The 14354-nt window shown below is 74.0% G+C and carries 11 protein-coding genes; 4 read left to right on the top strand and 7 right to left on the bottom strand.

All coding sequences use genetic code 11. The features are described from left to right. Positions 1–25 precede the first annotated feature (25 nt). From OG841_RS22945 to OG841_RS22935, 3 genes are read right to left on the bottom strand one after another with little or no spacing between them, the layout of a single operon-like run. Positions 26–1951 carry an FUSC family protein gene (locus OG841_RS22945; RefSeq protein ID WP_328639783.1) on the bottom strand — a complete coding sequence of 642 codons (1926 nt, stop codon included), beginning with the start codon at positions 1949–1951 and terminating at the stop codon, positions 26–28. Positions 1952–1973: 22 nt separating this feature from the next. Beyond that, positions 1974–2924: an endonuclease/exonuclease/phosphatase family protein gene (locus OG841_RS22940; RefSeq protein ID WP_328639784.1), complete on the bottom strand. Its 951-nt coding sequence runs from the start codon at positions 2922–2924 to the stop codon at positions 1974–1976. A 10-nt stretch (positions 2925–2934) separates the two neighbouring features. Continuing rightward, a complete protein-coding gene (locus OG841_RS22935) occupies positions 2935–3681 on the bottom strand; it encodes an alpha/beta fold hydrolase (protein WP_371566761.1) in 747 nt (248 codons plus the stop codon). Positions 3682–3756: 75 nt separating this feature from the next. On the opposite strand from OG841_RS22935, the gene OG841_RS22930 reads away from it, so the two are divergent. Continuing rightward, entirely contained in the window at positions 3757–5085 is a 1329-nt protein-coding gene (locus tag OG841_RS22930; RefSeq protein ID WP_371566758.1) for an aminotransferase-like domain-containing protein, read from the top strand. Here OG841_RS22930 and OG841_RS22925 read toward each other — a convergent pair. After that, positions 4994–5824, bottom strand: a complete 831-nt coding sequence (locus OG841_RS22925) for a hypothetical protein (RefSeq protein WP_328639787.1) — start codon at positions 5822–5824, stop codon at positions 4994–4996. The two genes, OG841_RS22930 and OG841_RS22925, sit on opposite strands and share 92 nt — an antisense overlap. A 140-nt stretch (positions 5825–5964) precedes the next feature. Between OG841_RS22925 and OG841_RS22920 the strand changes: the two genes are divergently transcribed. Next, complete coding sequence (locus tag OG841_RS22920) at positions 5965–6360, top strand: SH3 domain-containing protein (protein WP_328639788.1); 396 nt, start codon at positions 5965–5967, stop codon at positions 6358–6360. 50 nt (positions 6361–6410) lie between these two features. On the opposite strand, the gene OG841_RS22915 is transcribed toward OG841_RS22920, so the two are convergent. Then, entirely contained in the window at positions 6411–6839 is a 429-nt protein-coding gene (locus OG841_RS22915; RefSeq protein ID WP_371566755.1) for a hypothetical protein, read from the bottom strand. Between the two features lie 224 nt (positions 6840–7063). Between OG841_RS22915 and OG841_RS22910 the strand changes: the two genes are divergently transcribed. Beyond that, on the top strand, positions 7064–8221 hold the full coding sequence (locus OG841_RS22910) for a hypothetical protein (RefSeq protein WP_328639790.1): 1158 nt from the start codon (positions 7064–7066) through the stop codon (positions 8219–8221). Between the two features lie 13 nt (positions 8222–8234). On the opposite strand, the gene OG841_RS22905 is transcribed toward OG841_RS22910, so the two are convergent. Together OG841_RS22905 and OG841_RS22900 are read right to left on the bottom strand one after the other, a co-directional pair. Next, positions 8235–9470, bottom strand: a complete 1236-nt coding sequence (locus tag OG841_RS22905) for an amidohydrolase (RefSeq protein WP_365116584.1) — start codon at positions 9468–9470, stop codon at positions 8235–8237. A 122-nt stretch (positions 9471–9592) separates the two neighbouring features. Further along, positions 9593–10366, bottom strand: coding sequence for an NPP1 family protein (locus OG841_RS22900; protein ID WP_328639792.1), 774 nt, complete (start codon positions 10364–10366; stop codon positions 9593–9595). Between the two features lie 273 nt (positions 10367–10639). Between OG841_RS22900 and OG841_RS22895 the strand changes: the two genes are divergently transcribed. After that, a complete protein-coding gene (locus OG841_RS22895) occupies positions 10640–14353 on the top strand; it encodes an nSTAND1 domain-containing NTPase (RefSeq protein ID WP_328639793.1) in 3714 nt (1237 codons plus the stop codon). Position 14354: the final 1 nt, after the last annotated feature.

Here is a 14354-nt window from a genome sequence, read left to right as displayed (position 1 = left end):
CGTATAGGCGGGCAGCCCCGTGCCCCTAGGTGGGTTGCGTGACCGCCCTTGCAGCTGCGACCTCCTGCCGCAGGGGCTCCAATACGCTGCCCGCCGGTCCTGTCAGGTCCGTCCTGACCGCGTACAGCACGTCCACCTTGCGCAAGCCGTCCGCCAGTTCGCGGAGTTGGAGCACCACCTGCTCCACCTCGGCGGCGGACGGCCGGGCCGCCCCGTGCCGGACCCGCACCCTCGCCGCCGTCGTCGCGTCCACGATCCGCTCGACCGCGACGACCAGCGGCCACCAGGCCGCCGCCCGGCGGCCGGTGGGCGGCGGTTCGGTCAGCGCGCGCTGGAACTCCGTGCGGATCACCGAGAGGTCGCGGTAGAGGCGGCGGCGCATGCGGGCGCGGGCGGCGGGGTCGGGGGCGGTCCCGAACGCCGACTCCACATAGCGGGCCGTGTCGGCGACCGCGTCGGCGAGCCGGTCGCCGACCCGCGTGTGCCAGCTCTCCGGCCACAGCAGGTAACCCGCGACCAGGGCGATTCCGCAGCCCATCAGGGAGTCCAGCAGGCGGGGCATCAGCAGGGCCGTGCCCTGGTGGTTGAGGACGTCCGACAGCAGGAGGATCACGGGAGTGATCGCCGCCGTCTGGTAGCCGTAGCCGCGAGGGGTGAGCGCCGGGATCAGCGGGGCCAGCAGGAGCATCACCAGGACGTCCCACCCGCCGCGCGGCACCTGCGAGAGCACCGCCGCCGCGACCACCAGCCCCGCCACCGTGCCCAGTGCCCGCAGCAGGGCCCGCGAGAACACCGAGCCGAAGTCCGGCTTCAGCACGAAGGTGATCGTCAGGGCCACCCAGTAGGAGCGCGGGACGGGGATGATCGAGACCAGTACCTGGGCCGTCCCGATGCACAGCGCCAGCCTCAGCCCGTAACGCCAGGACGCCGCCGACAGGGCGACGTTCCGCGCGGCGCGGGCGGCCCGGACGCCGAGCGCGGCCGGGCGGCCCAGGCGGTCGTCGATGCCGCGCGGGTCCACATCCGGTACGGCGACGACCTCGGCCGCGTGGCGCAGGGCGTGGTCGACGGCCCGGGCGGTCTCCGACACCGGCACGGGGAGGCCGAGGCCGATCGGGCCCGTGTAGCCGGTCTCCACCGCCCGGGCGAGATGGCGGACCGTCTCCGGTATCTCCGGTGCCAGCGGCTCACCGGACAGCTGGGCCGCGGGAGCCGCCTCCACCACCGGGGTGATCGCGTTCAACTGGGCCAGCAGGCGGGTCAGTTCGGGGCTTCGACCGTGGTGGCGGGCACGCCGGGCGAGGACGAGGTCGTACGACTGGTTCAGGGACTGGGTGACGGCGTGCCGTGCCTCGTCGTACTCCGCGCGACCGCAGGCGGCCATCAGGTCGGCCACCGTCCGGTACGTGGCCGCGACCGCCGTCCGCTCCGGCACCCCGGACCTGAGCGGCCAGGCCAGCAGGGCCAGCAGCAGGACGAGGAGGCCGCCGCCGGTCATCAGCAGCGGGGCCAGCCACCAGTCGCCCGGCATCGGCAGGCCCGCGCCCACCACGGAGTTCAGCAGCAGGAGCAGGCCCGAGACCGAGGCCACCGCGCCGATCGTCGAGATCATCCCGGAGACGAGGGCGACGCAGGTGACCGCGACGACCGCGGTCCACCCGTGGCCGTACACCAGCGAACCGAGCGTGACGCCGACCGCGCCGAACAACTGGGGGATCGCGATGTTGAGGATCCGCATGCGGTACGCGTCGGCGGTGTCGCCGATGACCCCGGACAGGGCGCCCATGGAGGCGAGGGCGCCGTACTCCGGCTGATCGACCGAGAGGCCGATCGCCAGGGGGAGGGTCATCGCGATCGACGCGCGGGCCACGGCGGGCCAGTTGACGGGTGACTGCTGCGGTTGGAGGTTCCGGATCAGCCAGTCGGGTGGGGTGAGGCCGATGCGGGACATGCGGCCATTATGAACACCCAGGTCAACCGTGCCCGTGGAGTGCGATGTCCACCAGCAGGGCACGGTGGTCGGTGTCCGCCAGGTCCAGGAAGTGGGCGTCGCTCGCCGAGAAGTCCTCCGACACCAGCACGTGGTCGATCTGCGCGCCGATCGCCGGGGCGGTGCGGGCCGGCCAGGTGGGCGTGCGGCCGGAGCCGGCGAGGCGGGCCGCGTCGCGCAGCCCGGTGTCGAGGATCGCGCGGAAGGCCGCATGGTCCTGGGAGGCGTTGAAGTCGCCGGCCAGGACGGTCGGGGTGCCGCCCAGGGAGGCGGCGAAGTCGCGCAGCCTGTCCAACTCCTGCCGCCACAGGTCGAGTTGGCCCGGCAGTGGGGGCATCGGGTGCGCTAGTTGCAGCCGTACGGCGTGACCGCGCACGTCGGCGACGGCCCCGGGCATGCCCATGGTGCTCCCCGGGATCCCGGCGGCGGGCTTCAGGGGGAAGCGGCTGAGGACGACGGACCCCGTCGAGCCGGCGCCCTCCACGGACTGCCGGTACGGGTAGTCCACGGACAGGGACCGCCGCAGTGCCGCCGAGCAGCCGTAGTCGCACTCCTCCACGAACACGACGTCCGGTCTCTCCTCGTGGACCGCGGCGGTGAGGGCGTCGGTGGCCCGTCCGAACTCGACGTTCGAGGTCAGGACGCGGAAGGAGGCGAGCACCCGCCCGTCCGGCTCGCCACCCTGCCCGTACGGGGCGAGGAACCACGCCAGCAGTCCGAGGATCACGCCCGCCCAGATCGTCCCGGGCCACCACCGGGTGAGCAGGGTGAGGGCCAGGCCCGCTCCTGCGGGCGCGAGCAGCCACGGGAGGAAGGCGAGGAGCTGCGGGACGGGGGTGATGCCGTCCGTGTCGGCGAGCCGGCACCCCAGGATCACGCTCACGGCGGCGAAGAGCAGGGCGGCGGTCGAGATACCGAGCCTTCGGCGGGTCACCGTCCCGAGCCTACGAGCGGGCGTCGACCTTCGCCAGGAACTCCCCGAGCACGGTGTTGAACTCCCCCGCCCGTTCCAGGTTGGGCAGGTGCGCCGCCCCCTCGAAGACGTGCAGTTGCGACTCCGGGAGCGCCGCGTGCATGGCCCGCGCGTCGGCGACCGGTGTGTAGGTGTCGTCGGCGCCCACGGCCACCAGCGCCGGGACGGTGACGCGGGTCAGCAGCTCGCGGTAGTCGGGGCGGGCGGCGCGGGCGCGCAGGGCCGCCGCGGCGGACTCCGGCCGGGTGGCCGTCATCATGCGGTGGACGTGGGCCTTGACCTCGGGGGAGGCGTACGGCGCGACCATCTTCTCCAGCACCTCGTCGGCGTACCCGCGCATGCCCTCGCGCAGCAACCGGTCCGCCGTCGCGTGCCGGACCCGCACGCCCTCAGGGGTCTCCGCCGCCGGGAAGGTGTCGGCGAGGACCAGCCCCCGGATCCGCTCGGGAAAGAGCCGGTAGCAGTCCATGGCGATCTGGCCGCCCATGGACAGGCCGGCCAGCACGCACGCCGTGACGTCCAGTTCGTCGAGCAGCGCCTCGATGTCCTGGGCGAACCGCTCGAAGCGCTCGACCGGCGCGGGCGGTACCGCGGCGCCGTAGCCGCGCAGGTCGGGGGCGACCACGCGGCGGGAGGCGGAGAACGCCTCGATCTGCGGACGCCACATGGTGTGGTCGAAGGGGTGGCCGTGGACCAGGACCAGGGGGATCGCCGTCATGACGCCGACCCTAGGTCGGCCCGACTTCTCGGTGCAATAAAATCTTTGCCCTCAGTGCAATCACAGGGGGTTCTGGTGCACGACTACCGCCGTATCGCCGACCGCATAGCCGCCGACATCGCCACCGGACGGCTCCGGCCGGGCGAACGCCTGCCCCCGCAGCGGAAGTTCGCCCGCCGGCACGGGATCGCCGCGTCGACGGCGGAGCGGGCGTACGGCGAACTCGTACGGCGCGGACTGGTCGTCGGGGAGGTGGGCCGCGGCACCTTCGTGAGGGCCACCGCGCCGGTGCGGCCCGGCCGGGGGCTCATCGAGGACGCGGGGACCCCCGTCAACCTGGAGCTCACCTACCCGTCCGCCGAAGGGCAGTCCGAGCTTCTCGCCGACGCTCTCGCGCCCCTGCTGCGCCCCGACGTCCTGACCGAGGCCCTCCGCCCGGCCGCCGCCACCGGCACACCGGCCGCCCGCGAGGCCGTCGCCGCCCTCCTCGCCACGCGGGGCTGGCGCCCCGACCCGTCCCGGATCCTCTTCACGGGCAACGCCCGCCAGTCCGTCGCCGCCGCCCTCGCCTCCCTGGTGCGGCCGGGCGGCCGGGTCGGGGTCGAGGAGCTGACGTATCCCGTGGTCAAGGAGATCGCGGTCCGGCTCGGCATCACGCTGGTGCCGCTGGCCACGGACGAGGAGGGCCTGCGCCCCGAGTCGGTGGCCGCCGCCCATCGCACGGCGCCCCTGTCGGCCCTCTATGTGCAGCCGACCCTGCACAATCCGACGTCCGTGACGACCAGTGGCGAGCGCAGACGCCAACTCGCCCTGGCTGTGAGCGACTTGGACCTTCCGGTCGTGGAGGACCGCATCTGGTCGTTCCTCGCGGAGAACGACGACCCGCTCGCCGCCCTCGCCCCCGCCCTCACCCACGTCGTCGACGGTCTCTCCAAGCGGGTCGCGCCCGGGCTCACCGTCGGCTTTCTCGTCGTACCGGAAAAGCGGGTGGACGCGGTGGCGGACGCCGTCCGTTCCGGTGGGTGGAGTGCGGGGCGGTTCGCGCTGGAGGCGGGGGTGCGGTGGACGGTGGACGGGACCGTGGCGCGGCTGGTCGAGGCGAAGCGGGCCGATGCGGCGCGCAGACAGCGGGTGCTGGCCGAGTGCCTCGCGGGGTTCGCCGTACGGTCCGATCCGCGCGCGTACTACGCCTGGTGGCACCTCCCGGCCCCCTGGCGGGCCGACACCTTCACGGCCGCCGCCGCGGCGCTCGGTATCGCTCTCGCGCCCGGGCCCTCCTTCGCCGTCGACCCCAACCGCACCCCGGACGCGGTCAGGCTTGGGCTCGCGTCGGCTGCTGTGCCGGATCTGGAACGGGCCCTGCGGGCCCTCGCCGGGCTCGCAGCGGGCCGTACCGACCGGTGAGCCAGCAGGTCAGAGCCACCGCGAGACCGACGGCCACGAGCAGCCAGGAGACCGTGCGCAGGGTGGCGGTCAGGGCGTCGTAGACGGCGCCCACGGCCGGGCGGTGCACCGGGTCGGGCAGATCGGTGAGGGTGAGCCGGCGGCCCACGGCGACGGCGAAGCCCAGCAGCGCGCCGCCGAGTGCGGTGCCGAGGGCGGTCGCGGTGAGGGCGCGGCGGCGGCAGGCGGCGACCGCGATCCCTACGGCGGCGAGGACGGCGGCCGTGACGGGCAGCCAGAAACCGGCGACTTCGAGCACGTCGTAGCCCTTCCGGAGGCGGTCGAGTTGGGAGGCCGGGAGCACGGCGATCTCGGTGCGGGGCAGGGCGACCCGGTGCTCCACCCGGGCGGCGATCGGGGCGATGTCGACGGTCACCTCGTGGTGGCCGCCGTCCCGCACGGCCCTCAACACGGCCTGGTGGACGGCTCTGTTGCCCTCGTCCCACGCGGTGCCGAAGGCCGGGGTCCGGGTGAAGGAGCGCACCAACGGCCTTACCGGCTCGCCGACTTCGCTCTCCACCGCGTCCGCGACGCTGTCCCGCACGGCGGGGTCGGCGGCGAGCGGTGCCATCGTCGTGACGTACCGACCCGTGTCGGCGAGGCCGTACGCCGCCCAGGCCGCCACCGCGCCGAAGGGCACGAGCAGACAGGCCAGGGCGATCAGGGCGGCCGACAGGGCGCCGCGGACACGAGAGGTCACCCTTCAATGCAAAACGACGACGGGCGGCCGCGCGAGCCGTGGAGCTGGGGAATCCGCCCTCCGGTGGAGGGTTCACCCGTACGGGTGTCTCATGGATCAGGGGAGACCGGGGGGAGCTCAGGGGAGAAGGAGGCCGACCCATGCGCACCACCACGGGCCTGCGGACCCTGGCCGTGGCCATGCTCACCGGCACCACGCTCACCGTCACGGCGGCCGGCACCTTCGCGGCGGCAGCCCCGCCCACGTACGCCGAAGGCCATCGCGGCGGCGGTCCCATCCGGGGCACCGTCGTCTCCCGTACCCCGATCGACGCGCGGTCTGCGCCCACCACGCACTCCGCCGTCGTCGCCCGGCTCTCGCCGGGCAGCCACGACCGCGTGAAGTGCATGGTCCGCGGACAGAGCGTCAACGGCAACCCGTACTGGTACTGGTTCACCGGTGCCCGGGGCTGGGTCAGCGCCGCGTTCGTCGACACCGGTCGGCGCTCCGTGCCGGCCTGTGCGGATCCGTGTCCGCAGTGGAAGAACGTGGGATGAGGGAAGCCGTGGACCCCGGCCATTTCCTGGCCGGGGTCCACGCGCGTCCGCTAACGGATCCGGTTCCCCTCGGCGTCCTCGCGCGTGTAGTAGCGGTAGAAGAACACGACGAAGATCCCCGCCGCGACCGCCAGCCCCAGCGCCGTCGAGCGCAGCACGCTCTCTCCCGTCTGGCTGTACAGGAACCCGACGGCCGCCCCGGCGAAACCGGACTTCACGGCCGAGTGGAGCTCCCGCTTCAGCAGCGGGGCGAACGTCGCCACGGCGATGCACAGGACGATGAAGACGATCGCCGTGACACAGCCGAACAGCACGTTCCAGCCGGTGATCGGCCCGCCGTCACGGCGGTTCGCCGCGGCCCAGAAGCCGTAGACCAGCCCGAGCACGACCGGGACGCCGTACCTGGCGGCCGTGTGCACCTTGGCGCCGAAGACATCGGGTGTCCGGGCGAATCCGCCCGCGGGTGCCGCATGAGCCATGAGAGCACTCCTCTCTCCACCCCCGATACACCCCCGACTACCAGAGCACACCTGGGAAGGGGCCCTGGCAAGTCGAATGGCGACGAGAGTCTCACAGCGATCACCGCGACCGTGGGCCGACGAGCGGGCAGGAAAGGGACGTTTGACGCCCTGGGAACTCCCCTTCGCAGCCGCAGCGGTTACCGTGCTGCCGTAAGTGATCGACGGGGGATGGGGAGGGACCGATGCCCGGAACCGTGCTGCTGCTCGCCGCCTCACCGGTGGGCAAGAGTCGTCTGGTGGACGCGGCGTCCGTGCTTCCCGTCCTCGCGGCCGTGCCGCCCGCCGTGCTCTCCGGTACCGACACGGCCAATGTCGTGGAGCTCGCCGACCCCCTGGAACCGCAGGCCGTCCTGACCCGGCTGCGCGCCGTCGCGGCCACGCCGGGGCCGCTCACCGTCTTCATCGCGGGCCAGCTCGCCCTGGACCGCCGCCAGCACCTCCCCCACCTCGCGCTGGCCCGCACCACTCCGGCCACCGTGCGCTACACCGCGCTGCCCTGGCAGTGGATCCGTGAGGAGTTCCGGCTGCGTTCCCCGGGGTCGACGACGCTCCTGGTCGACCTGCACGCCGACGCGGAGGCGTGGGGCTGGCTGCGGACGCACGCACTCGACTCCGGGCGCAACAACGCGGTGTTCGGGCGGATCGCGCCGCCGCCCTCCCGGCGCACGGTGGCCGTGCCGGCGTACATGAAGACGATCGCGACGATTCTGCGCAGCGGGTGGCGTCCGCCGGTGGAGCAGTTGCACCAGCAGGCGTTCGGGCGGCTGGGCCCTGACGCCTACGGGGACATCGTGTTGACGGTGCCGCCTGCCCCGGTGGCCGTCCCTGGGGGCTTCGCCCCCAGACCCCCCTATCGGCCTGAACGGCCTCGTCCTCAAACGCCGGACCGGCCGAAGACACCCGACCGTCCTCAAGAAGACCCCCACGTCCAGATCACCGCCGCAGTCCAGGCCGGCCGGCACCAGGACGCCGACGCGCTCGCCCTGGCGCACGAGCAGGCCGCCGCGCATGCGCACGGGGTGGCGTCCGAGCAGGCCCTGCACTGGTCGGAGGTGCGGGCGGACCTGGCGATGTTCGCGCGGGACTCGGCGCGCAGCTGCCGGATCTGGCTGACCGTGGCGGAGACGCGGCTGACCGCAGGCCAGAGCCCGGATGCGCCGACCGTGGAGAAGGCCGTGGACCGCGCCCACCACCAGTGGGGGCAGGTCCGTGACAAGACCCGGGCCCAGGAACTCGGCGCCCTGCTCGCGCAGTTGCGCGCCCGCGTTCCCGGCCGTCGCCCGGGCGCCCTGGAGAACGTACAGAAGCAGTTGCGGGAGCTGCAGGCCACACCGTTCTAGCGGGCGACACCGATCAGACGAGGTACGCCAGCGCCCCCGACACCAGCGTCCGTACCCCCGGCGCCACCGTCGACAGGTCCGGGGCGAAGTGCGGGCTGTGGTTGCTGGGGACGGCGTCGAACTTCTCCATCAGGTCCGCGCCCGGCGCCGCGTCCCAGGTGGCGGCCGGCGTGCAGGTCACGAACCAGTAGGAGTAGGGGAGTTCGCCGAGCGCGAGCTTCGAGAAGTCCTCGCTGGCCATCGCCGGGCCGGAGTCGAAGACGGTGTCGGCGCCGAAGACCTCGCGGTGCACGGCGGCGATCCGGTGGTCGGTCTCCGGGTCGTTGACCGTGGCCGGGAACGAGCCGCCCAGGGTCACCTCGGGTTCGCGCGGGCAGCCCGCGGCATGGCACTCGCCCTCCGCGATGCGGCGGATCGCGGTGAGCATCCGGTCCCGGACCGCCTCGGACTGGGTGCGCAGGTTGAGGGAGATACGGGCGGTGGCGGGGATGATGTTCGGGGCCGTGCCCGCCTCGATCCGGCCGACGGTCAGCACGGCCGACTCACGCGGTTTGATCTCCCGGCTGACGATCGTCTGGAGCCGCGTGACGATGTAGGCGGCCGTCACGACCGGGTCGACCGTCGTCTCGGGGCGCGAGCCGTGGCCGCCCCGGCCGTGCACCACGATCTCCACGTCCGTCGTCGCCGACATGATCAGGCCCGGCACGTGCGCGTACAGGCCCGCCGGGCCCGGTACCGCGTGCTGGCCGAGCAGGACGTCCGGGCGCGGGACACGGTCGTAGAGCCCGGCGGCGACCATCGCGGCCGCCCCGCCGCCGGCCTCCTCGGCGGGCTGGCCCACCAGGAGCAGCGTCCCGGACCAGGCGTCCCGGCCGTCCGCGAGCGCCTTCGCCGCCCCCGCCAGCCAGGTCACGTGCAGGTCGTGCCCGCAGGCGTGCATCACCCCGGGCGTCTTCGAGGCGTACGGCAGCCCGGTCCGCTCCTCGACGGGCAGCGCGTCCATGTCGGCGCGCAGCAGAACGGTCGGCCCGTCGCCGTTGCGCAGCAGGCCCACGACGCCGGTGCCAGCGACGCCCTCGGCCGTCTCGAAACCGGCCGCCTTCAGCCGCTCGGAGAGCCGGGCCGCCGTGCGGTGCTCCTCGAACGACAGCTCGGGGTGGCGGTGCAGGTCCCGGTAGAAGTCCTCGAGGTCGGGGACCGGGAGGTCCGCGGTGAGCTCCAGGGCGGTGCGGGCCGAGGCAGAGGTCATGGCGACCAGGGTGTCACTCGCGTGCAGGTCCCACCACGTCCCGGGCTGCCCGGGTGTCGGAAAGCGGCCGCCGACGCGAGGGGGGAGTGTGCGTCGGCGGCCGCGCTCAGGGAGGCCAGGCGTCAGAACGCGGGGACCTCGGAGGGGCGGGCCTTGTTCACGTTGCTGAGGAAGTTCTTGCCGATCTGGAAGTTGGCGTGACCCCAGTCGCCGTTCAGCTTGCCCTGGAGGTCGCTGTTCAGCGCGGCGAAATTGACCAGGGCGGGGGTGTCCCAGTTGCCGTTGCCCCAGGCCTCGGGCACCTCGCCCCACTTCGCGAAGCGGAACGCGTGGGTGCTCGCGCCGTCCTTGTGGTAGACGATCTCGACGTGGTTGCCGTTCATCGGCACCTCGTTGATCGGGTGGGTGCTGTAGCCACCGTGCCGGGAGGCGGCCAGGTAGCGCGGCTTCTCCTCGCCCTGCTTCTGGAACACCACGACGGACTCCCAGTCGTTGCGGTGCCCGAAGGCGTCGGCGCCGTTCAGCGTCTGGTCCTTCTCGAAGTACAGCGTGTAGGCGTAGGCGCACCAGCCGTTCTCGCACAGCGACTGCGCGTACGTGTTGGCCTTGCCGAGGTGTTCGGACCGGCAGCCGCCGGTGATCGATCCGCTGTTGTTGAGGCCGCCGTTGACGTTGCCGTTCGCGTCGACCGCCGCCGCCGGGAAGCAGCTGTCCGAGTCGTAGTCGAAGTACGGCATGTACTTGTTCTGGAACGTGCTGCCGGTCCACGGCAGCGGGTTCAGGACGGCGGCGTTCGCGCTGCCCGTCAGGCCGACGGTGAGGGCGGCGACGCTGCCGGCGACGAGGGCGGCCTGGCCGAGGCGGGACTTCCGGCCGCTCTTGAGTGCCTTGAACATGCGGGGTGCTCTCCAGTCACGTGCTCCGCCGGGGGATCCGGCGAGGTGAGGGCGGTGCGGAACCGAGCGTGGTCGGCGGGGAGTTGATCGGCAGCCTGTTTTGCCAGATCAATCAATCGGGCCTTTCCGACCTGGGGAAACGTGAGCGGCGAGACGTTCCGCCGATTCGGCGACACCCGTCGGTCACCTATGGGCCACCTTTCCGTTTCCTGACGACCCGTATGGTCGTCGCGCCTGATGTCGCTTTCGTCGGGTGTACGGAGGTGCGAGCGCATGGGGCGTCCCGAAAGACCGCTGGACCCGGAGTCCGGGCCCGTCCAGCGGCTCGCGTGTGAACTGCGCGAGCTCAGGAGGACGGCGGGCGGTCCGTCGTACCGGGCGATGGCCGAGACGGCGGGTTTCTCGGCGACGACCCTGTCCCAGGCCGCCGCGGGCGAACGGTTGCCCTCCCTGGCCGTCGTCGAGGGGTATGTGCGGGCCTGCGGGGGCGATCCCGGGCAGTGGGCGCCGCGCTGGGAGGAGGCGGAGGCGGAACGCGCCGGGTCCCCGCCCGGGGAGGAACCGGAGGGACCCGCGCCGTACCGCGGCCTCGTCCGGTTCGAACCGGACCACCGGCACCTCTTCTTCGGCCGGGACCGGGTGGTCGCCGAGGTCGGCGAACTGGTCTGCGACCACCGGTTCGCGGTGCTGTTCGGCCCCTCCGGCAGCGGAAAGTCGTCCCTGCTGCGGGCCGGCCTGATCCCCCGCCTCCAGCAGGAGCTCGCGGACCGCGACCACCCGGCGGCGCTGCGGATCCTCACCCCGGGCCCGACGCCCGCCACCAGCTACGGCCACCTCCTCACCCCGGCCCGGGGGGAGCCGGAGAGCTGGGTGGTCGTGGACCAGTTCGAGGAGGTCTTCAGCCTCTGCCACGACCCCCGGGAGCGCTCCCGCTTCATCGACCTGCTGCTCGCCGCCCGCGACCCGGAGAACCGTCTGCGGGTCCTGGTCGCCGTGCGCGCCGACTTCTACGCCCGCTGCGCCGAGCACCGCGACCTCGCGGACGCCCTGCGCGGCGCCGGGCTGCTGCTCGGCCCGATGACCGCCGAGGAACTGCGCGAGGCGGTGGTCGGACCGGCCCGGGCGGCCGGGTTTCTGGTCGAACGGACGCTGACCGCCCGCCTGGTGGAGGAGGTCCAGGGTGAGCCCGGCGGGCTGCCGATGCTCGCGCACGCCCTCCTGGAGACCTGGCGCCGCCGCAAGGGCCGCATGCTCACCCTCGCCGGATACGAGTCCGCCGGCGGGGTGCGCGGCGCGATCGCGGCGACCGCCGAGGAGGCGTACGGCGCCCTGACCCCGGCCGAGGCGCGCGCCGCCCGCCGTCTGCTGCTGCGCATGGTCGTCCCCGGCCAGGGCACCCCCGACACCCGCCGCCCCCTCACCCGGGCCGAACTGGCCGAGTGGGCGGACGCGGACGTGCCGGCCGTGGTGGAGCGCCTGACCGCGGCCCGGCTGCTGACCGCCGACGAGGACGGCGTCCAGCTAGCCCACGAGGCGCTCATCACCTGCTGGCCCCGGCTGCACGGCTGGCTGGAGGAGGACCGCGCCCGCCTGCGCCATCACCGGATGCTCGCGGACGCGGCCCGCACCTGGCTGGAGCACGACCGCGACCCCGCCGACCTGTACCGGGGCACCCGGCTGGCCCGCGCCGAGGAGCTCTTCCCGGACCACGGAGCCGATCCCGCGCTGACCGTGACCGAGCGGACCTTCCTCGCCGCCGCCGTCGCGGCCCGCGAGAGCGAACGCCGGGCCGCCGCCCGGATCAGCCGCAGACACCGCGCCCTGACCGTGTCCCTGTCCGCCGTCCTCGCGGTCGCCCTGCTGACGGCCTTCGCGGTCTACCGCGAAGTCGACGACAACCGGCGCGGGCGCACCCAGAACGCGGCCCGCCGGGTCGCCGACATCGCCGACGCCCTGCGCACCACCGACCCGCGCACCGCGCTGCTGCTCGGCGCCGCCGCCTGGCGGGTGGCCGAACTCCCCGAGACCCGCCGCGCCCTGCTCGGCTCCCTCGCCCAGACGGAGACGGACACCTTCACCGACCCCACGCCCGGCGACGGAGTCCGGCGCATGCTCAGCGCCGACGGCCGCGTCCTGCTCAGTGCCGACGGCGGCGACTGGCGCACCTGGGACGTGACCACCCACCGGCGCACCGGCTCAGGAAAGGTGCCGCGGGGCACGGTGACCGGGGCCGGCCCGGACGCGCGGGTGCTCGCCGTCACCGGAAGCGACGACGCGGTACGCCTGTGGGACACCGCCTCCGGCCGCCGGACCGGCGGCTCCGTGGCCCTGCGGGACACCTACGACGTCGACTTCACCGCCGACGGCCGCGCCGTCCTCACCACCGAGGGTGCCTCGGTACGGCTGCGCTCGGTCGCCGACGGCCGGGTGCTGTTCGAGACCCGGGCCCCGGAGACCGCGGGCCCCGAGGTGAGCGCCGACGGCGGGCGCGTGGCCGTCTGCCCCTCGGGGCGGACCCCGCAGTTGTGGGACACCTCCACCGGCCGCGCCCTGCCCGGCGCCTGGCAGAAGGACCACGTCTGCGGCGAGGACACCTCCCTCCTCGCCCTCGGGGCCGGCCGGCTGGCCGCCGCCACCGGCAGCGGAGTGCGCGTCTGGGACACCGGCACGGGCCGCAGGACCGCCGACCTCGACGACACCGGCGTGCACTACATGTCCGTCAGCCCCGACGGCGCCTTCATGGCCACCGCCGACCACGAGGAGGTGCGCGTGTGGCGGCTCACCGACCCGGGCGCGCCCGTCCTCCGGCACAGCCTCAGCAACCAGCACCTCCACGGCGGCCTCCGGTGGGATCGCGACGGCCGCACCCTGCGTTACGTCGAGGGCGGCACCGTCCACACCCTCGACCTCGGCGCGTCCGTCACCCACGGCTGGCGGGCCGCCCCGGTGGACGAGGTCCGGCTGAGCCCGGACGGCCGCCGCTACGCCACCGCGAGCCGCACCCGCGACCACTACGTCTTCCGGCTCCACGCGACCTCCGACGGCCGCGTCCTGCACACCTTCCCGCCGGTGCGGGTCCCCGCCTCCGCCGACCCGGCGCTGCCCACCGTCCCCGCCGACACCCTGCCCGTGGCGGCCTTCGGCACCGACGGCACCCGGTTCGCCTACGGCGTCTCGGCACCCGGCCGGGAGGCGGTGACCCAGCCGATCGCCGTGTGGGACGTACGGCACGAGCGCGCGGCGGCCACGCTGGATCTGCCGGGCGGGGCGGTGGTCGGCCTCGCCCTCGGCACGGGCGGCCGCACGCTGGTCGCCGCCCGTTTCACCGCCGTCGGCACGGTCGCCGACGAGGTGTGGGACGTCGTCCGCCGACGCCGTACGAAGCTGGTCGCCGACGTGACCGCCGACCATCTGGCCGTCCGCCCCGACGGCGGACTCCTGGTCGCCGACGGCCGCACCGCCGACCTGCCCGCGGGCCGTGTCACCCGGCTCGACCTGGTCCAGGGCGACCAGATCGGCGCGCTCGCCTTCACCGCCGACGGTGCGCTGCTGGCGGCGGGCGACGGCACCGGGCGGGTCGCCCTGTGGGCGCAGCACCTCACCCGTCGCGAGGGCGTCCTGCGCAACGTCTTCCCCGCCCCGCTCGGCGCCGACCCCGAGGGGGTGAGCGCGCTCGCCTTCAGCGCGGACGGCGGCACGCTGGCCGTCGCGGGCACCGCGGGCGGCCTCCAGCTGTGGGACGTCGCCACCCAGCAGCCGCTGGGCAGCCCGCTGACCACGCCGGGCGAGAAGATCGACACGCTCGCCTTCGGCGCCGACGGTTCGACCCTGTACGCGGGGAGCGCGCACGTCCCGCTCCAGAAGTACCCCGTCGATCCGGCGCGGGTGCTGGAGAAGGTGTGCGCGCGGGCGGGCGGCGCGGGTCTGAGCCGGGCGCAGTGGCGGACCTACGTTCCGGAGGTGCCGTACCGGAGGGTGTGCGGGTGAC

Source organism: Streptomyces canus (assembly GCF_041435015.1).
Classification (GTDB): Bacteria; Actinomycetota; Actinomycetes; order Streptomycetales; family Streptomycetaceae; genus Streptomyces; species Streptomyces canus_G.
Note: the sequence above shows the minus strand (reverse complement) of the source record. Positions and strands in the feature narration are given on the sequence as shown.